The following is a 20,066-nucleotide window of genomic DNA, read 5'->3' as shown; positions in this document are numbered from 1 at the left end:
CCATAAAAGTAGTTTGATTGGCTTGTTTGTTTCGTCTTAGTAACTTTCCACCAACCGTTGAAAGTTACCGAATTGACGACAGGCTATTTTGTTTAGTTTTCAAGGTTCGAATGTCGGTCGCCTCAAAAAAGCGACTCAATCATCATAACAACTTCTCTTTTGTGTGTCAACAACATATTAGTTGTTTTTTGAGAGATTGTTTTTGCCGCTCAAAAAAGCGACTTTAACAATATAACACATAACCAATTATCAAGTCAATAACTTTTTTAAGAAGTTTTGAGATGTTTTATAAGGTTATGTCATTCGGTAACAATAAATATATCATAATTTAACGAGAAAAGTCAATATTTTGTTGGCCGAATAAATTGTTCCGCTTCAAAAGCGACAAATAATATAATAATATGCATGCAATCATTCGTCAATAGTTTTTTGAAATTCTTTTTTGAATTATGCATGTCTTATTATTATAGTATAGAAGTTTAAAAAACAACTTCACCTTTCCAGTCTAACATGCCGCCTTTAATGTTGTTTACTTTATATCCTTGCTCAGCTAGATACAAGGATGCGTTATAACTTCTTCGACCTGAACGGCAAACCATCACATACTCTTTATCTTTCGGTAGTTCATCTATTCTTTCTGGAATCGTGTTAAGTGCAATGTGTTTTGCACCAGGGATCATGCCATTAGCTACTTCTTCATCTTCTCTTACATCAATTATTTCATATTTATTTGATTCTAACTTACTTGCTAATTCTTCTGGTGACATTTCGTTAATCTCTTGGCTCATTTCTATCCCCTCCTCAATTCATCATATTAAATAGGAATTATGACTGTCAATTAAACAAACACTTAGAAACGCCCCCAAACGTTTATCGTCTGAGGACGTTGAATAAGTTTCTATTAATTATATTATTAGTTAGCCACAATGTTGACTAATTTTCCTGGAACCACGATGACTTTTCTAATTGTTTTTCCTTCGATCCATTCTTGAACGCGTTCATCATTTAGTGCAAGTTCTTCGAGTTCATCTTTGGAAGCTTCTTTTGGAACCTTGGCACGGCCTCGAACTTTACCCATCACTTGAAGAACAACTTCAACTTGATCTTCTACAAGTTTACATTCATCAAATGTTGGCCATTCTTGATATGCTATTGTACCTTCGTACCCGAGTAGAGTCCAGATTTCTTCTGCGATATGTGGAGCAACTGGTGCTAAAAGTTTGATTAGTCCTTCAGCGTACTCTTTAGGTAGAGTGTCATTTTTATAACATTCATTGACGAAAACCATCATTTGAGAGATTCCCGTATTAAATCGGAGCTCTTCAAAATGTTCTGTTACTTTCTTGACCGTTTCATGATAAACCTTCTCTAGGTTTTCATTCGGACCTTCTGTAATTCGATTTGATAGGTCTCCGTTGTCATCCACATATAGTCGCCATACACGGTCTAGGAATCTGCGGGCACCATCTAAGCCGTTGGTGCTCCAGGCAACGGATGCTTCAAGTGGTCCCATGAACATTTCATATAGACGAAGGGTATCTGCCCCATGCGTATCAACGATATCATCTGGATTGACAACATTCCCTTTTGATTTACTCATCTTTTCGTTACCTTCACCTAGAATCATTCCTTGGTTAAATAGTTTTTGGAATGGTTCTTTTGTTGGTACGACACCTAGGTCATATAGAACTTTGTGCCAGAAACGAGCGTAAAGCAGGTGAAGAACTGCGTGCTCTGCTCCACCAATATAAAGATCAACAGGTAGCCATTTTTTAAGTTTTTCAGGGTCAGCCAGCATCTCATCATTATCTGGATCAATGTATCTTAGGTAGTACCAGCAGCTGCCTGCCCACTGTGGCATTGTGTTTGTTTCTAGGCGACCTTTTTTACCTGTTTTAGGATCTGTGTATTCCAGCCATTCCGGAATGTTAGCGAGTGGTGATTCACCTGTTCCTGATGGTTTGATTTGATCTGTTTCAGGCAGTTCTAATGGTAGTTCACTTTCATCAAGTGCTGACATTGTTCCGTCTTCCCAATGAACAACTGGAATCGGCTCGCCCCAGTAACGCTGACGACTAAATAGCCAATCACGTAGGCGGTAAGTTGTTTTTCTTACACCATTACCTTTTTCTTCAAACCAGGCTATAGCTTTTTCAATGGCTTCATCTTTGTTAAGTCCATTTAGGAAGTCTGAATTAACAAGTTTGCCGTCTTCTGTATAAGCTTCTTTATCGATATCTCCACCAGATACAACTTCAACGATTGGCAGGTCAAAAGTTTTTGCAAATTCATAATCACGTTCATCGTGTGCTGGAACGGCCATAATAGCACCAGTCCCGTATGACATTAGCACGTAGTCTGCAATCCAAATTGGCATTTTCTCACCGTTTGCTGGATTGATTGCAAAAGCGCCAGTGAATACGCCTGTTTTTTCTTTGGCTAGATCTGTACGTTCAAGGTCACTTTTCGTTTGTACGTCTTTAATATATTGTTCTACCGCTTCTTTTTGTTCTGGTGATGTAATACTTTCAACTAATGGATGCTCCGGTGAAAGTACCGCGTATGTTGCGCCAAAGATTGTATCTGGACGTGTAGTGAATGCTTCAAACGTTTCATTTGAACCATCGATTTCAAACGTAATTTGAGCACCTTCTGATTTTCCAATCCAGTTACGTTGCATATCTTTTAGACTTTCTGGCCAATCCAGTTCTTCAAGGTCATCAAGTAGACGATCAGCATATTCCGTGATTTTCAGCATCCATTGACGCATCGGTTTACGAACGACTGGATGGTCGCCTCGTTCACTCTTACCGTCGATAACTTCTTCGTTAGCTAGAACTGTACCAAGTGCCGGGCACCAGTTAACAGCGACTTCATCCATGTAAGCCAGCCCTTTTTCATACATTTTAACGAAGATCCACTGTGTCCATTTATAGTATTTAGGATCAGTTGTATTAATTTCACGGTCCCAATCGTATGAGAATCCAAGTGACTTAATCTGACGTTTAAACGTCGCGATGTTTTGTTCAGTAAACTCAGCAGGACTGTTTCCTGTGTCAATCGCGTACTGTTCAGCAGGTAAGCCGAATGCATCCCACCCCATTGGATGCAAAACTTCGTAACCTTGCATACGCTTCATTCTTGATACGATATCTGTTGCTGTATAACCTTCTGGGTGTCCAACGTGTAACCCTGCACCTGATGGATACGGAAACATGTCTAGTGCATAAAATTTTGGTTTGTCTGTATCCGAATTTGATTTAAATGTTTTGTTGTCTTCCCAATAAGCTTGCCATTTCTTTTCAATGGTTTGATGTTCAAACGCCATAGAAACTCCTCCAATATAAAGTTTTTTTGAAACTAAAAAACTCCCGCCCCAACGAAACGCTGGGACGAGAGTTAACCCGTGGTACCACCCAAATTAGTACACCTATGATGCACTCACTTGAAATCCTTAACGCGGAATATACGGTATGTACTACTTAAACGTTCATACATACGACTGGAAAGGCGAGTTCAAAAGTTTGTAAGGGTAACTTTCACCAACCGTTACCTCTCTGAGTCTTACTTGACTTTTTACTACTCCTTCATAAACGTCATTCAAATTAATTTAATACATATTCTATGCAAACTAATCCTAAATGTCAACTTATTTTTAACTAGGTTGTTTCATTATTTTCTCCGTTCTTTTTATCGTTTAAACTTTTAATGGTAAAATAACTACTTGAAACGTTATGAAATGAGGTCTGTAACTTGAAACAAATCATTCCATTCGCACATGACATTTTAAAAGAATCGATTTCAGAAGGCGATACCGTCGTCGATGCCACATTAGGTAATGGTCATGATAGTCTTTTTCTTAGCCAATTGGTCGGCGAGCGAGGTCGTGTTTTTTCCTTTGACATACAACAAGAAGCTTTAGATCAGTCAGCATTACTTTTTCAAGAACATAACGTGAATAATGTTGATATGGTCTTAAAAGGGCACGAATTCGCCAGTGATGTACTTAGAGAAAAAGACATCTCTTCCATTGAAGGTGTCATTTTCAACCTTGGCTATTTACCTGGCAGCGATAAGCAAATCGCTACATCAAGCAGTACAACAATCAAGGCGATCAATCAACTTTTCCCGTTACTCGAACCACAGCGGTATATCGTCATTGTCGTTTATCCAGGTCACTCTGAAGGGCAAGCAGAAAAAGAAGAACTCATGCAATTTTTAAGCGGAATCCCTGCTAAAGAAGCAGACATCGTTAAATACCAAATGGTTAATCGAAGTTCAGGTGCGCCTTTTGCCGTTGCATTATATAAAAAATAAGTAGGTCCAGTCGCCTGCTTATTTACGCTCCATATCCTTTTCGTTTTTTCCACTTTCGATACATGCGGCCGTTCCAATAAATCCATTTGGCTTTTTGGCCTGCATGTTTTAACAATTCCCGCTTCACCAATTTTCCTTTTGGCAGCTGATCCACTTTTAAATCTGACAAATATAATCCAACTAATCCAGTGACAATAAGTTCATGGAACGTTTGATCAGGTAGTTTTTGAGTAGACTCCTTACAACCATTTATAAAAAACTTCAATCGATCAACCGCTTCATTTTCTTCCTTATAATAATGACAGAAGTTCAGGTCCCCTTCATCTTCATCCTCTGTTTGGTCAATGAAGTAATCCAATAAAATATGTAAGCCTTGCATGTAAGGAAAATAGGATTCCATGACCTGACTGCTATGATCTTTTTCATCTAAGGCGTAGGAAATCATCGTGAAAATTCCAATAGTAGACCCTGTTACAGCCGAGAACTCGTTCCAATGAATAAAATCATGATTGTTTTCTTGGTCATACCAATTCGTAAGCCTCGGCACACGCTCATCCAAGCGTACATGTTTATGTACCTGTAGATCGACATATAAATCTGCCAGTCTTTTCACATGTGGATAAACGTGTTCGTAATTAGGAATGGATTGGACAACTGACTGGCACGTGTCCACCAGCGACCTTAAGTACCCAGCATCATCTTGATCTTCACGTAACTCATAGTAATTTTCCCGCCTGACCGTTCCGTCTTTACATAAAGCATCCAGCATTGAATCGTGTAAAGCTCGAAAATCATCTGGATTCATAGAGGTACTGCGATCACATAAATTATCTAAGTAATCACTGATCGTCTGGTATGCCACGATAAAACGAACCGCATCTTTTCGACGCTGATTAGCCAAACAAGCATAGATTGCTCCACCTTCACAGTGAAACGTCTTAGTATCAATGCTTGCCAGTGCCTGTTGCTTCAGTTCTTCATTTGGAATTTGATGTGCATAATTTTCCCAGTAATATAATTCCTCTCTAACAGAAGGGAAAATGTTTCGATAACAAGTCATTAACAATGTTGGAAGTGAATTTGGAACAGTGAGTGCCAAAATATGAGCCTCCTAAATTGTTTCAATTTGATGGTCAATAAAATGAATTAAATCTTTAACGACATCTTCACGCTCAGGTTCATTGAAGATTTCATGATAAAACTCTTCATAAATTTTTATCATTTTTTCAGATACATCAATTTTATTAAACCATTCCTTAACTGCATCAATATCAACTAAATGGTCATCTCCGCCTTGGAGCAGCAGTGTCGGAATATCAGGATAATCAGCTAATTCTTTAAAAGCAGCAGCAATTGCTTTTTCAAATTCATGATACCAGCGAACCGAAACTTTTCTTAAAAATAGCGGATCAGATACATCATGAGCATTGTATCCTTCATTACGAGTCGCGATTTCAGAACGTACACCAGTCTTAAAGCGCATGCCAGGTGTCGCTACATTTAAAACTTTTGATAAATAATAAACGGGGCGAGCCAGGCCATTTTTCATCCCAAGTGCCGGTGAAGAAAGAATGACTCCATCTATGTCTTTGTATACATCTGTTTTCTGCATCGTTCGAATAGCGATTAAACCGCCCATGCTATGCCCCAACAGAAATATGGGCAAGTCATATTCTTTAGCCTTTTCAAACCATGATAAAACAGTGTCTAAATATTGTTGGAAAGATTGAATATGGCCTCGACGCCCAGGCGTGGTTCCTTGACCTGGTAAATCACCTGCGACCACGTGGTAACCGTGAAAATTTATCCTCGAAAATAACCATTCATAACGGCCTGCATGTTCAAAGGCACCATGGATGGCGACCACTACGCCTTTTGGTTGTTCTGTTTCTTTAACAATCATCAATCTTCCCCCAATCTCGGAATAAAAATCTTTGTTATAATTATATTAGCATAATACATCAAAGGAGGAACAATATGATACTCCCATATGAAGGAAAATATCCAAAAATAGATGAAACAGCATACATTGCAGATGACGCTGTGATCACAGGTGATGTGGCAATCGGCTCTTATAGCAGCATCTGGTTTAAAACAGTGATTCGTGGCGATGTTTCTCCAACAATCATTGGAAAAAACGTAAACATCCAAGACCAAAGCATGCTCCACCAGAGTCCTAACACGCCTTTAATCATAGAAGATGGTGTAACTGCAGGGCATCAGGTCATGCTGCATTCATGTACTATACGAAAAAATGCGCTGATCGGAATGGGTTCAACAGTGTTAGATGGTGCGGAGATTGGTGAGAATGCATTTATTGGTGCAGGCAGCTTAGTCCCACCAGGCAAAACTATTCCACCAAATACATTAGCTTTCGGTCGGCCTGCTAAAGTCGTTCGAGAACTTAATGAGGACGACTACAAAGAATTGGACCGCGTGAGACAGACGTATATTGATAAAGGCCAAGCTTATAAAAAATTACAGGATTAATATCGGATCACTCACGATTTTTCGTGGGTGATTTTTTGTTAGTAACTGAGGTTTAGCGCTTAGAAATCAGGTTGATGGTATAAGTGTCCAATACTGAAAAATTAGTGGCCAATTTTTTCGAAATGTGCCCGATATTGATTAATTAGTGGCCGATAGCATTAGTTGCTGAACTTTTAAACTATCGAATTACCCAAAAAAGGACTGCCTACACCCATAGACAGCCCTCACAATCATTACTTATTCAATAATACTTTTAAATCTTCTACTTTATCAGTCTTCTCCCAAGTGAAATCTTTATCAAAACGACCGAAATGTCCGTAAGCAGCCGTCTTCTTATAAATTGGGCGACGTAAATCCAACATTTTTATAATGCCTGCTGGACGAAGGTCAAAGTTTTCTCGAATCGCTTCAACAAGTACAGCTTCTTTAACTTTACCTGTTCCAAAGGTGTTTACCGAAATGGATACTGGCTGGGCAACACCAATCGCATATGCCAGCTGCACCTCACATGTGTCAGCTAACCCTGCCGCTACAATATTTTTAGCAACATAACGTGCTGCATAAGCAGCTGAACGATCTACTTTCGTTGCATCTTTACCACTGAATGCACCGCCACCATGACGAGCGTAACCACCATACGTATCTACAATAATTTTACGTCCAGTTAATCCAGCATCCCCTTGAGGTCCACCAATCACGAAACGACCCGTTGGATTAATGAAATATTTTGTTTCATTAGTAATTAATTCTTCCGGTACGACCGGGCGGATGACTTTTTCAATTAAATCACGATTAATCTGATCAAGCGTAATCTCAGGATGATGTTGTGTCGAAATGACAATCGTATCCACACGTTCCGGTTTACCATTCTCATCATACTCAACCGTCACCTGAGTTTTACCATCCGGGCGTAAGTAGTCAATTTCCCCAGACTTACGAACGTCACTTAATCTTTTAGATATCTTGTGTGAAAGTGAAATTGGTAGAGGCATAAGCTCTTCAGTTTCATTAGTTGCATAACCAAACATTAACCCCTGGTCTCCTGCACCAATCGCTTCAATTTCTTCATCTGTCATTTGGCCTTCACGCTTTTCAAAAGCTTCATCCACACCTTGTGCGATATCGGCTGATTGTTCATCGATTGAAGTAAGTACAGCGCATGTCTCAGCATCAAAACCATATTTAGCTCGTGTATAACCAATATCTTTAATCGTTTCACGTACGATTAATGGAATGTCGACATAAGTCGATGTAGATATTTCCCCTGTTACAAGTACAAGTCCTGTTGTTACAGTTGTCTCACAAGCGACTCTGGCATTTGGATCATTTTTTAAAATTTCATCCAGAATTGCATCTGAGATTTGATCACAAATCTTATCTGGATGTCCTTCGGTAACTGACTCCGAAGTAAATAGACGGCGTTGCGTTTCCATGAATATATTTCCTCCTCGATTATTTGCTTAACGGTTCTCTTATATCGTGAAAAGCGATCACAGTGTCAATTAATATAATTATTTTTGCCTAAAATAAAGAAAAAAACCTTTCCAAGACTAAGCGAGGAAAGGTTAAAATCTAACTGCCTTTCACTCTTATCGTCCAAGGATCTAACCTTGCATCAGGATAGCACCTGTCACTCTCGTGATGGTTGCCGGGCTTCATAGGTCCTGTTGCCTCCGCCTACTCTGGATAAGAGAAATTCCGTTTCTGCATTATAATAACGCGAATGAGTATACGTGTCAATATTTCGTAATGTTTCAATAAAATGAAACAAATTAGGCGTTTATTTAATAAACTAATGGTAAAATAAAAAAGTTAAAGTTTATTTATAAAAAACACATAAATAGTATGCTTTAATGAATCTAATGTGTTATACTATTAAACAAATAAACTTATAAAATGATAAATTCTGTGATGTAAAGGATGGTCAATATTGAAAACGATGAATATCCAAACAATAGTTTCTCAATTAAATCAACATAAAAATAATCAAGATAATTTACCTATTGCAAGTTTAGTAGAAAGAGTTCTCTCAAGAGAAGAAGGAATTTTAACTTCAACTGGTGCGGTTCGTGCAACTACTGGAAAGTATACAGGACGTTCACCTAAAGATAAATTTATTGTTCAAGATGAAGAAACAAAAGATCAGGTTGAATGGGGCGAAGTCAATCAACCGATTAATGAAGATAAATTCTTGAACTTATTCAATAAAGTAACTGATTACTTATCTGAACAAGATGAATTGTTTACATTCAATGGTTTTGCCGGTGGTGACGAAAAGTATCGTCTACCGATTCAAGTAATCACTCAATTTGCTTGGCATAATTTATTTGCTAATCAGTTATTCATTCGACCAACTGAAGATGAACTAAAGAATCACAAACCAGAATTCACAGTTGTCTCAGCACCTCACTTCAAAGCTGACCCTGAAGTGGATGGGACGAATTCAGAGACGTTTATTATTGTATCTTTCAAACATAAAATTGTGTTAATCGGCGGAACAGAATATGCTGGGGAAATTAAAAAATCTATTTTCTCTGTGATGAATTACCTGTTACCGACGAAACAAGACATACTTCCAATGCACTGCTCAGCTAATGTTGGTTCAGAAGGTGATGTAGCGCTTTTCTTCGGATTATCCGGTACAGGAAAAACAACATTATCTGCTGACCCTAATCGTCGCTTAATTGGTGATGATGAACATGCGTGGTCACAAAATGGGATCTTCAATATAGAAGGCGGTTGCTACGCGAAAACGGTTAATTTATCAGAAGAAAAAGAACCTCAAATATATAACGCCATTCGCTTTGGTGCTGTACTTGAGAATGTAGTCGTTAATGAAGATTCTCGATTACCTGATTATGATGATACGTCATTAACTGAAAATACAAGAGCAGCATACGCAATTGACCATATTGACAATATTATTCAACCAAGCATTGCTGGTCACCCGAATACGATTGTATTTTTAACAGCAGATGCTTTTGGAGTATTACCTCCAATCAGTAAATTAACGAAAGAACAAGCGATGTACCACTTTCTAAGTGGATATACGAGTAAACTTGCTGGTACAGAACGTGGAATCACAGAACCAGAAGCAACATTCTCTGCTTGCTTCGGCTCACCTTTCTTGCCACTACCTGCAGCGACTTACGCTAAGATGTTAGGTGAGAAAATTGATGAGCATGATGCTCAAGTTTTCTTAGTCAACACAGGATGGACTGGTGGACCATACGGCGTTGGTTCACGTATGAAACTAGGTTATACAAGGTCTATGGTGCAAGCTGCACTTGAAGGTGAATTAAATAACGTGGACACGGTAAAAGATGAATTCTTTGGCCTTTCTATTCCACAGCAATGCCCTGGAGTTCCAAGCGATGTATTAAACCCTAAGAAAACTTGGGAAGATCCAGAAGCTTATGATTCAAAAGCTAAAGAACTTGCATCGAAGTTCCATAACAACTTTAAAAAGTTCAACCACATTACAACCGATATTCAGAACGCAGGCCCAACGTTTAAGGCTTAATTATAAAAATGGAGCATCAAATTGCATTTGCAGTTTGATGCTCTTTTAATTTTTCTTATAGAATTAGTAAAAGTTCTTATAGAAACGTTAAAAGTTCTCATAGAAACCACTTTTTTTCTTATAGCAATACTGTTATTTCTTATAGACAGCCTCATATTTCTCATAGAGAGACCAAAATTCCACATAGACTTATATTTATTAAAACCAAAAAACGCGAAGGGAAATCCTTCACGTTTAATCATTTAAAAATCGTTTTCTTATTTCATGCATGGCATGAGTCAACACATCATCTTTCATCATGAAGCTAAACTGAGTGTAATTCTTAGGATCAGATGGGAGCTCATCTAACAATACTGGCCCTTCTGTTTCAAAATAATGGTCTTCCTCTTCTAATACATCTATTTTAGCAAAATAAATGTTCTTTATTATGTCTCCACCTTTACCATCAACATAATATTGCCCGATAAAGTATAATTCTGAAACTAATCCACCTGTCTCTTCCTTTACTTCCCTTATAGCTGCTTCTTCAGCAATTTCACCCTCTTCAACCTTGCCACCAGGAAATTCTGTGCCACGATCGGTGTGCTTCGTCAGTAACCACTGGTTTTTATAACGAGCTATTACCCACACATGCTTGGGTTCTTTAGAGAATGCTTCTTTTCCTAGTACTAATTTAACCGTATTGTGATAATAATCTTTAAATACTTCCACTCGTAGATTACATTCCTTTATTGTCGTTTATTGGTATTGTACATTTATTATATACGGTTGGCCATTCTCATTCAATTTTATATCAAAAATGATTGTGTATTCTCCATACATTTCCATATCATTTGACTGTGTAATACGGTAAGTATTATTGTCTAAAGAAGTTTTTTCATACTCGTTACTAGGTGCAAACCAAGCTGGAGTTTCTGTTGGAATAATGTATAGTGCTTGTCCTTTTTCTTCGTATAAATAGTTAACATACTTATTAACTACTTTTTCTGAAGCAATGTTAGAAAAACTATTTTTATACTCTTTAAGAGATTGATAGTTTTTAACTTTATAGTTTTCGTCAGTTTCTTGCACTAAATGATTTAAAAATTGTTGTGTCACTGCAATGATTTGTGCCTCAGACAACTCGTGATTTTCTTCCATATTTAAATCATTATCAACTTGTTTTTGCGATACGTTATGATTTTTGTGATCTTTTACTGTGATTTGACTAGATTCAGCTTGTACATCTCCTAGTGAATATGGAATAATGACTAACATAAGTGCAACAATCATCGTGAGGTATAATATTTTTCTCATTTTCCTACCCACCCTTTTCTATTTCTATTAACTTTATTAATTTAACTCTCATAAATCCTATTCCTCATTCGAATAATATATAAACGACATTTTTAAAAAATAGTCAAAAATAGAACTTTATATCTATAGGGGGATTTTTCCATGAAGAAGTTTATTGTTTTATTGATTTTATTACCATTTATCCTATTAGTCGCTTGTAAAGATGAAGAGGTTACACAAGATGGAGAAAAATCAACTAGTAATCAAGAAATTCTAACTCAAACAATTGAACAGTCCAATGAAGTTGAAAATGTGATGGTGGATTATTCTATTAATCAGGAAATTGATTTACCTGAAATAGAGAAAAACTTAACCGTTGAACAAACTGATTCGACATATATTGAGTCTGATCCGTTTCGATTTTTAACTGAAATCCAAACACATTTTGGGAAATTAACAGTATTTAATCAAGAGGGTGAATTATATATTTATGATTCAGAACAAGAAACGTACGAATCTATAAACCTCAAACAGTTTGATAATTTTGAAGAAATGTTAAAGAAGCAACGACACATACCTGAAATTCTGAATAGATTAACCTCGCATGTTGAAGACATGGAGTTGAAAGAAGAGAATAACCAATATATTTTAACACTAAAGGGTGAAGGTGAAGCTTATCAATCATTCGTGTATAATCAGATTGTAACTGCTTCTATTGAAGGAGCTAACCTTCCGATTGAAGAAAACAATATCCAGGTTAATTCCGTATCAATGGAATTAGTCATTTCTAAAGATAATTACGAGGTTCAAGAAATTTTCACTGGTTTTGAAATGAGTCGTAAAGATGATCAAAACACCACGATTAATCAGACCATTAAACGTGTTTATTATGATTACAATGCGAGCACTAAAGAAATACCCACAGCTAAATAATGATTAACTTGCAGTTCAGTTTGGTTTAAGTGTTATTTTCCACTTCCAAGCTGAACTTTTTTATATTTATAAAAAAGTATTGACATTGTATGAAAAGAGGAGTAGATTTTCTATATCAAAACAAAAACTGAACACCTTTTATCGCTGAATCTTTTTTAGAGCGGGGGAACCAAATTTTGATAGCAATGTCTATCTTGGGGTGAATCTTACGCAGTAAGAAGGGGTACTCTCTACTCCTAATCCGACAGCTAACCTCGTAAGCGTTATTTGAGAGAAGGGTCTATATACTTTCAGAGACCACTCTTTTTGTAGTGGTCTTTTTTAATGGAAATGAGGGAATGTCATGAAAAAGCATTTTGTTGTTATCGGGCTAGGAAGATTTGGAGGATCTATTTGTCGCGAGTTGCACTCTTTAGGTCATCAAGTTTTAGCGATTGATATCATACCGGAAAAAGTCAATACTATGACAGATTATTCAACATCATCTACTGTAACCGATGCTACTGATAAAGAAGCACTATTGGCTTTAGGAATCAAAAATTTTGATGTGGCAATCGTAGCGATTGGAGAAAATGAACACGCAAGTATACAAAGTACGTTAGTTTTAAAAGAAATTGGCATCAAAGTTTGGGTTAAAGCACAGAACACGAACCATCAAAAAATTCTAGAGAAGATTGGTGCGGACCGCGTGATTCACCCTGAGCTGGATATGGGAATCCGAATCGCTCATCAACTCGACTCAGATAATATTATTGATTTTATTAACCTTTCAAAGAACTACAGTATTGTTGAATTAAAAGCGACTGGAAAACTCAGTAACCGTTCACTCATCGACTTAAATGTTAGGGCCAAATACGGGTGCACGATTCTCGCGATTAAGCGAGGTGAAGACGTTAATGTCTCTCCATCACCTAATGACATCGTACATGAAGAGGATATTTTGGTTGTTATGGGAAGCAATTCTGAATTAAAACATTTTGAGGAAAAAGGGATGTAATGCTCCTTTAAGAAAGAAGGTGAATCGAGTATGAATTTCTTTTCTAAAATGTTTAAAGTGACACAATTATCTACGATTCGAATGATCGTATTATTCTATTTTTGTGCTGTTATTGTCTCAATGGCTCTATTAAGCCTTCCTATTTTTCATAATGAAGGAGTCCAATTAAGCTTTATTGATCTTTTATTTACATCCGTAAGTGCTATTAGTGTAACAGGGTTAACCGTGGTTTCTACCAGCGAAACCTTCAATGCGGCAGGAAGTATAGCTCTTGCTGCTGTATTACAATTTGGCGGAATTGGTATTATGACTCTGGGTACTTTAATATGGTTAATTCTTGGGAGAAGAATAGGTCTGCGTGGTAGAGAGCTAATTAAAATCGATCAAAACCGAACCAGTTTTGGTGGAATAGTAAAATTACTTATTAATATTTTCAAGATTGTATTATTAATAGAATTAATAGGAACCATTATTTTAAGTACTTATTTTTTAAATTATTTTGATACATGGCAGGAAGCGTTATTGCAAGGTTTCTTCGGAGCAGTCAGTGCAACGACTAATGCTGGCTTTGACATTACAGGCTCCTCATTGCAACCTTTTGCTCAGGATTATTTTGTACAATTCGTTAATATGATTCTACTAATATTAGGGGCAATAGGTTTTCCGGTACTAATAGAATTAGAAGAATTAATCAGAAAAAAATCAATTGGCATCAATCCTAAATACAATTTTTCCTTATTCACTAAACTTACGACGATCACCTTCTTTCTCTTAATTTTGGCCGGGACGATTTTAATATTATTTTTAGAGAGAAACGGTTTATTCTTTGCGGATAAATCCTGGCACGAGAAGTTATTCTACAGTTTATTTCAATCTGTCACGACCAGGAATGGTGGTTTATCAACGATGGATATGAATGAATTCAGTTCTCCCACATTGGTTATGATGTGTATTCTAATGTTTATCGGTGCCTCCCCTAGTAGTGTTGGTGGAGGAATTAGAACAACAACTTTTGCGATCATGGTTTTGACCATTTATAATTTCGCAAAAGGTAAAACGAGTGTAAAAGTGTTCGGAAGAGAAATTGAGCAAGAAGATATCATTGGGTCATTTATCGTTATTACAACAGCAGGTATGTTGTGCGTTGTTGGAATAATTACTTTGAACTCCATAGAAACATTTTCTTTGCTTTCAATTACTTTTGAAGTGTTTTCAGCGTTTGGTACAACAGGGCTTTCAATGGGCATTACACCATATTTGAGTACACCTGCAAAATGCGTGATCATTGTTTTAATGTTTGTAGGTCGAATAGGAATATTTTCATTCTTGTTTTTGTTAAGGTCAATAGGAACACGAGAATCTTATCATTATCCTAAAGAAAAGGTTATTATTGGATAACGAAAAAATGAGCTTGGTCAATTCCAGGCTCATTTTTAATTAATTTTATTGAATTTTATTGAATTCTTCATAAAAAGGTAATTGTTCGATATGTTGCTTAGCGTTTTCATCTCCTAATTCATATAACATCTTATACGCTTTTAGGAAGCACTGATCAAAGGCATCATTATCTTCATCGCGATGGTATTCTTTAAAAGGCATATGTGATCGCCAAAATGTTCCCATATCCGCATGCTCCATATCCTCAAAACATTCTCTTAACTCTATAATGTCATTAGGTGTTCCATATATAACAAATTCATCGTTATTGCCTGCTTTTAATTCCGATATTTCACGCGACTCTATATTCACATAAAATTTCCGTTTGTCCATTATATCCACCTCAATATTAATGTGAGCAAAATTTTAATGGATATACATAAGAAAATTCAGCTAACTTTTAATAAAAAAACTCTTAAGGCTTAGTTAGCCTTAAGAGCTGTTGGTGCTGTTGGTGTTGCTGGAGTGGCGCAATTATTTTTTACACCTGTTTTCTCAGCGTGAGCTTCTGCCAAGATACAACGTCCTCTACCGTGAGGAATCGTCATTGGTGTACCAAATAACGGATCGAAAGTCACATCACAATTCATTCCGAATACATTATATACAAGGTCACACGTCACAATATCTTCTGGTTGACCTGACTGGTATACTTTTTTATCTTTAATCGCTACAATATGATCGGCATATCGACAAGCTAGGTTAAGATCGTGTAAAACCATAACAATCGTACGATTATCTTTTTCATTTAATTCAAATAATAAGTCCAACACATCAATTTGGTGTGTCATATCTAAGTAAGTTGTTGGTTCATCAAGTAAGATCAGTTCAGTGTCTTGAGCCAGTGTCATGGCAATCCATGCACGCTGACGCTGTCCACCTGACAACTCATCAACAGACTGATATTTTAAATCCATTAAATTCGTATCTTCTAAGGCTTTATTTACAGCATCTTCGTCTTCTTGTGACCACTTTTTAAATAAGCCTTGGTATGGATAACGACCGAGCTTAACCAGTTGATAAACTGATAAGCCTTCTGGCGTTGCAGGTCCTTGAGGAAGAATCGCCATTTCTTTGGCAACTTCTTTCGTATTCATTTTAGCAATTTCAGTACCGTCTAAAACGACTTGACCTGACTTAGGTTGTAACAGGCGTGCCATAGACCTTAGTAATGTAGACTTCCCACAACCATTACTACCAATCAATACGGTAATTTTACCTTTAGGAACTTCTATATCTAATTCATCTATGATAATTTTTTCGCCGTAACCAAGCGTTAAGCTATCCGCCGTTAGGGTTTCCATAAGACAACGCTCCCTTAAAAACATTCGCGAATCATTTTTTTCACTACTTTAACTGTAAATGAAAATCATTATCATTGCAAGATGTTTATTTGATTATTACTTGAACAAATGTTCAAATTGACGAATGGTTCGTTTGTTCAAAAGCTTCTCATTCACAGTCACACCAATCCCTGGTCCTTCAGGTACATCCACCATACCGTCGTTGACCGTAAAAGGTAGATCGATTAAATCTTCTTCCCAGTAACGAGATGATTCGGATAGATCACCAGGCAAGCTGAAACCTTCGAGTGATGCTAAAGCCACATTATGCGCCCGGCCAATACCTGTTTCTAGCATCCCACCACACCAAAGTGGCATTCCGGCTACTTTTGCAAATCGATGAATATTAAGCGCTTGTTGATAACCACCTACTCGACCAAGCTTCACATTGATATTGTCACACGCTTCTAATTCTATTGCTTGAAAAGCATCATGTTCAGATTTTATCGTTTCATCTAAACAGATGGATGTATTCATTTGTTTCTTCAACTGATTGTGATAATAATAATCGTCCGTTCTAAAAGGCTGTTCAATCATGAGTAAGTTTAAATCATCTAATTGAGTTAGATGGAGCATATCTTCAGGCGAATACATCCCATTCCCATCAAACATAATTGGTTGATCGATTAGTTTACTCACTCGTTCGATCGTTTCTCGTTCCTTATGTTTTTGAACCTTTAGTTTATACCTTTTATAACCTTTTTTATTATATTCTTCGACTTGCTTTTCTATGTCATCCGTTAAAGAAAGGACAACACCGCTCTCCACCTGATTTCTTGTACCACCAATAGTCTTTTTAAGTGATTGGTTCTCTTGCTTGGCATATAAATCCCACATAGCCATTTCAACACTTGCTTTAGCCATTTGATGACCTTGAATAGAACTAAAGATATCGTTAATTTCACTTGGGTGAGATAGTTTCTTTTTATTAAGCATAGGAAGTAAAAAGTTTTTCAATTGATCCCACGCAGTTGTCGTTGTTTCTGGACTATAAAAAGGATCAGAAAAAGCTACACATTCTCCATAACCAACTTGACCGTCAGTATTATATACTTCAATAATTAATGTATCCCGAACGACGACTAATCCGTTGACGGTTTGAAATGGTTTCTTTAATTTCATGGATACATGTCTTACATTTGCGCGATCAAGTTGTATCATTTTTCTTCCTCCCCTATTACTTCAAGCAATTTATGTCTCTGTAATTTCTTTGACGCGTTTCTTGGTAGTTGCTCGATAAAATAAATGTCTTTTGGAACTTTATATTTGGCTAAATTCGCTTCTGCATAATCTGATATTTCTTCTTTTGATAAAGTGGTGTTCTTTCGCACGATGAAAGCTACTGGAACCTGACCCCACTTAACGTCTTCTTTTCCAACGACACCTACTTCTTTGATACCGTCTAAACCGCTTAAAATCGATTCTATTTCAGCAGGATAAATATTTTCACCACCAGAAATGATTAAATCTTTACGTCGGTCGACAACATATAGGAAACCGTCTTGGTCTAAATATCCCATATCCCCAGTTTTAAGCCAGGCATTTTGAAACTTCTCTTTGTTAGCCTCAGGTCTTTTCCAGTAACCTTTAGTGACTGAAGGGCCTGTGACGATAATTTCTCCCACGTCATTAGGACCACATTCCTTCCCATTTTCGACAATTTTTAATTGCCCAGGAAATAAAACCTTACCTGAAGACCCAATTTTCGACATCATACTTTCTTTATCTAATGTACTAAATTGTGAAGCTGTCTCAGTCATGCCATAACTTTGGTAAACAGGCACGTGTTTCGTTTGACATTTTTTAACTAGTGTTTGGGGAGCTGGTCCTCCTCCAAGTAACATACATCTAAATGTATCAGGGTATTGCTGCTTACCTAGTCGTTCCATAAGTTGTTCTAACATAACAGTCACAACTGATACAATCGTTACACTTCGTTCCATAATATCACGGTGAACCGCTTCAACATGAAATTTTTCATGCAGGTGCACAGGCATTCCGTATATGACACTTCGATAGAGTATGGACAATCCACCAACATGAAACATCGGTAAATTTAAAAGCCATCGATCATCCTTATGTAATCCCAGGTTTAAAGCTGATGCAGTCGCACTCCAATAATGGTTTCCGTAAGTTAGTTGAACACCCTTTGGATTGCCTGTCGTACCAGAGGTATATAAAATATGTGAAGTCTGATCTAGGTCAAATTCTTGGTTAAGGTCATAAGAAACTTCGCTGGATGTCTGATTCATGGAAACAAGTTGGATATGTTGATTTTGTTCTAATTTGTCTGCAACTTCTTTATAGTTTTCATGGTGTATAAGGCCTGTAACCTCCCCGTCTTCTATCTGAAACGCCAGCTCATTCACTGTTAGTCGAGTATTTAACAAAAATGCTACTGCCCCTATGTAATGTAAAGCATGAATAACCACAGCAAACTCATAGCAATTACTTGAAAGCAGCGCAATATGGTCACCTTGTTTAAAGCCTTGATTTTTTAAATGAGTAGCATACAGTTTTGCATCGTGCTGAAGCTCTTTAAATGTATAGGACTGGCCATCAGCTAAAACGATGGCTTCTTTATCCGGAGTCAGAAAGGCTCTTTGATCTAACCAGTTTGGAGTTATAGTCATATTTGAAACCTCCATTTTCTTATAGCGGGGCGACTTTTTCTCGTAACGAAATATTTTTTTGCATATGACCTATTATTTTTCTCATAGACCATTACTTTTTTGTCGTAAAATGAATCGATTTTCTTATAGAAACGCGCTTTCTTCTTATAGAAGAGTATTTATTTCTTATAGAAATATTAACTTTTACTCATAAAAGTAGAAATATAACAGAAGCTTTTGCGTAATTCGCAAAAGCAACCTATTCTTACCTTAAACTTAAATAAAGACCGCGCAAGCCTGCGCGATCTTTATGATTAAACTTATGGGAAACGTGGGAACTGTTTGAAGTCTGGTTTACGTTTTTCTTTAAACGCATCGCGACCTTCTTTTGCTTCTTCTGTAGTATAGTAAAGAAGTGTTGCGTCTCCACCCATTTGTTGTAGACCAGCTAGTCCATCTGTATCTGCGTTGAATGAAGCTTTTAAGAAACGTAGAGCTGTTGGTGATTTTTCTAGCATTTCTTCACACCATTGAATTGTTTCTTCTTCTAGCTTTTCAACAGGAACTACTGTATTTACTAAGCCCATTTCTCTAGCTTCTTCTGCACCGTACTGACGACATAAATACCAGATTTCGCGAGCTTTCTTATGACCTACGATACGTGCTAATAATCCAGCGCCATATCCAGCATCAAAGCTACCTACTTTTGGTCCAGTTTGTCCGAAAATAGCGTTGTCTGCTGCAATAGTTAAGTCACAAACAACATGAAGGACGTGACCGCCACCAATAGCATAACCTGAAACCATCGCTACAACTGGTTTTGGAATTGTTCGAATTAGACGTTGTAGATCTAATACGTTAAGACGCGGAATTTCGTCTGTTCCTACATAACCACCATGTCCACGAACCGATTGGTCTCCTCCTGCACAGAATGCTTCGTCACCTTCACCTGCTAACACAATAACACCAATACTAGAGTCATCACGAGCATCAGCGAACGCACTAATCATTTCTTGAACCGTTAAAGGCGTAAATGCGTTACGCTTATGCGGACGATTAATTGTTACTTTCGCAATACCGTTATATTTTTCATAAATAATTTCTTCGTAATCACGAACTTTTTCCCATTGTACTGTCAC

The 20,066-nt window shown here is 37.1% G+C and carries 18 protein-coding genes, 2 riboswitches and 1 other annotated feature; of the genes, 6 read left to right on the top strand and 12 right to left on the bottom strand.

All coding sequences use genetic code 11. The features are described from left to right. Positions 1-479: 479 nt before the first annotated feature. Both E3U55_RS15470 and leuS read right to left on the bottom strand, forming a co-directional pair. Positions 480-788: a rhodanese-like domain-containing protein gene (locus E3U55_RS15470; protein ID WP_134341393.1), complete on the bottom strand. Its 309-nt coding sequence runs from the start codon at positions 786-788 to the stop codon at positions 480-482. A 125-nt stretch (positions 789-913) separates the two neighbouring features. Beyond that, entirely contained in the window at positions 914-3,328 is a 2,415-nt protein-coding gene (gene leuS / locus E3U55_RS15465; protein ID WP_134341392.1) for a leucine--tRNA ligase, read from the bottom strand. A gap of 57 nt (positions 3,329-3,385) precedes the next feature. Further along, positions 3,386-3,603, bottom strand: a binding site (T-box leader). Between the two features lie 150 nt (positions 3,604-3,753). Here leuS and E3U55_RS15460 point away from each other — a divergent pair. After that, positions 3,754-4,317 (top strand): tRNA (mnm(5)s(2)U34)-methyltransferase, encoded by a 564-nt coding sequence (locus tag E3U55_RS15460; RefSeq protein ID WP_134341391.1) that lies wholly within the window; start codon positions 3,754-3,756, stop codon positions 4,315-4,317. A gap of 22 nt (positions 4,318-4,339) precedes the next feature. On the opposite strand, the gene E3U55_RS15455 is transcribed toward E3U55_RS15460, so the two are convergent. Further along, a complete protein-coding gene (locus E3U55_RS15455; protein ID WP_134341396.1) occupies positions 4,340-5,377 on the bottom strand; it encodes a tetraprenyl-beta-curcumene synthase family protein in 1,038 nt (345 codons plus the stop codon). Positions 5,378-5,428: 51 nt separating this feature from the next. Continuing rightward, positions 5,429-6,220, bottom strand: coding sequence for an alpha/beta hydrolase (locus tag E3U55_RS15450; protein WP_134341390.1), 792 nt, complete (start codon positions 6,218-6,220; stop codon positions 5,429-5,431). A 74-nt stretch (positions 6,221-6,294) separates the two neighbouring features. On the opposite strand from E3U55_RS15450, the gene E3U55_RS15445 reads away from it, so the two are divergent. Beyond that, positions 6,295-6,807, top strand: a complete 513-nt coding sequence (locus E3U55_RS15445; RefSeq protein WP_134341389.1) for a gamma carbonic anhydrase — start codon at positions 6,295-6,297, stop codon at positions 6,805-6,807. Positions 6,808-7,040: 233 nt separating this feature from the next. Here E3U55_RS15445 and metK read toward each other — a convergent pair whose 3' ends face one another. Beyond that, positions 7,041-8,240: a methionine adenosyltransferase gene (gene metK, locus E3U55_RS15440; RefSeq protein ID WP_134341388.1), complete on the bottom strand. Its 1,200-nt coding sequence runs from the start codon at positions 8,238-8,240 to the stop codon at positions 7,041-7,043. Between the two features lie 153 nt (positions 8,241-8,393). Then, positions 8,394-8,500: riboswitch (SAM riboswitch) on the bottom strand. A gap of 246 nt (positions 8,501-8,746) precedes the next feature. Here metK and pckA point away from each other — a divergent pair. Further along, entirely contained in the window at positions 8,747-10,330 is a 1,584-nt protein-coding gene (gene pckA / locus E3U55_RS15435; RefSeq protein WP_134341395.1) for a phosphoenolpyruvate carboxykinase (ATP), read from the top strand. 234 nt (positions 10,331-10,564) lie between these two features. Here pckA and ytkD read toward each other — a convergent pair whose 3' ends face one another. Together ytkD and E3U55_RS15425 are read right to left on the bottom strand one after the other, a co-directional pair. After that, positions 10,565-11,041 carry an RNA deprotection pyrophosphohydrolase gene (gene ytkD, locus E3U55_RS15430; RefSeq protein ID WP_134341387.1) on the bottom strand — a complete coding sequence of 159 codons (477 nt, stop codon included), beginning with the start codon at positions 11,039-11,041 and terminating at the stop codon, positions 10,565-10,567. 27 nt (positions 11,042-11,068) lie between these two features. Further along, positions 11,069-11,626: a hypothetical protein gene (locus tag E3U55_RS15425; protein ID WP_134341386.1), complete on the bottom strand. Its 558-nt coding sequence runs from the start codon at positions 11,624-11,626 to the stop codon at positions 11,069-11,071. Positions 11,627-11,767: 141 nt separating this feature from the next. Here E3U55_RS15425 and E3U55_RS15420 point away from each other — a divergent pair, with 141 nt between their 5' ends. The 3 genes from E3U55_RS15420 (at position 11,768) to E3U55_RS15410 (ending at position 14,933) form a co-directional block, all read left to right on the top strand. Beyond that, positions 11,768-12,538, top strand: coding sequence for a DUF6612 family protein (locus E3U55_RS15420; RefSeq protein ID WP_134341385.1), 771 nt, complete (start codon positions 11,768-11,770; stop codon positions 12,536-12,538). Between the two features lie 132 nt (positions 12,539-12,670). After that, positions 12,671-12,817, top strand: a riboswitch (cyclic di-AMP (ydaO/yuaA leader). 64 nt (positions 12,818-12,881) lie between these two features. After that, positions 12,882-13,535 carry a potassium channel family protein gene (locus tag E3U55_RS15415; protein WP_134341384.1) on the top strand — a complete coding sequence of 218 codons (654 nt, stop codon included), beginning with the start codon at positions 12,882-12,884 and terminating at the stop codon, positions 13,533-13,535. A 30-nt stretch (positions 13,536-13,565) separates the two neighbouring features. After that, positions 13,566-14,933, top strand: coding sequence for a TrkH family potassium uptake protein (locus tag E3U55_RS15410; RefSeq protein WP_134341383.1), 1,368 nt, complete (start codon positions 13,566-13,568; stop codon positions 14,931-14,933). Between the two features lie 45 nt (positions 14,934-14,978). On the opposite strand, the gene E3U55_RS15405 is transcribed toward E3U55_RS15410, so the two are convergent. From E3U55_RS15405 to menB, 5 genes are all read right to left on the bottom strand, one after another. Then, positions 14,979-15,305 carry a hydrolase gene (locus tag E3U55_RS15405; RefSeq protein WP_134341382.1) on the bottom strand — a complete coding sequence of 109 codons (327 nt, stop codon included), beginning with the start codon at positions 15,303-15,305 and terminating at the stop codon, positions 14,979-14,981. Between the two features lie 89 nt (positions 15,306-15,394). Further along, a complete protein-coding gene (locus tag E3U55_RS15400; protein ID WP_134341381.1) occupies positions 15,395-16,276 on the bottom strand; it encodes an ABC transporter ATP-binding protein in 882 nt (293 codons plus the stop codon). 96 nt (positions 16,277-16,372) lie between these two features. Beyond that, positions 16,373-17,476 carry an o-succinylbenzoate synthase gene (menC, locus tag E3U55_RS15395; RefSeq protein ID WP_134341380.1) on the bottom strand — a complete coding sequence of 368 codons (1,104 nt, stop codon included), beginning with the start codon at positions 17,474-17,476 and terminating at the stop codon, positions 16,373-16,375. Continuing rightward, complete coding sequence (locus E3U55_RS15390) at positions 17,473-18,948, bottom strand: o-succinylbenzoate--CoA ligase (RefSeq protein ID WP_134341379.1); 1,476 nt, start codon at positions 18,946-18,948, stop codon at positions 17,473-17,475. The genes menC and E3U55_RS15390 overlap by 4 nt, the downstream gene beginning before the upstream one ends. Before the next feature lie 299 nt (positions 18,949-19,247). Continuing rightward, positions 19,248-20,066, bottom strand: a complete 819-nt coding sequence (gene menB, locus E3U55_RS15385) for a 1,4-dihydroxy-2-naphthoyl-CoA synthase (protein WP_134341378.1) — start codon at positions 20,064-20,066, stop codon at positions 19,248-19,250.

Origin of the sequence: Filobacillus milosensis, assembly GCF_004402015.1 — a bacterium.
Lineage (GTDB): Bacteria > Bacillota > Bacilli > Bacillales > Alkalibacillaceae > Filobacillus > Filobacillus milosensis.
This window is presented reverse-complemented; position numbering and strand designations above follow the sequence as displayed.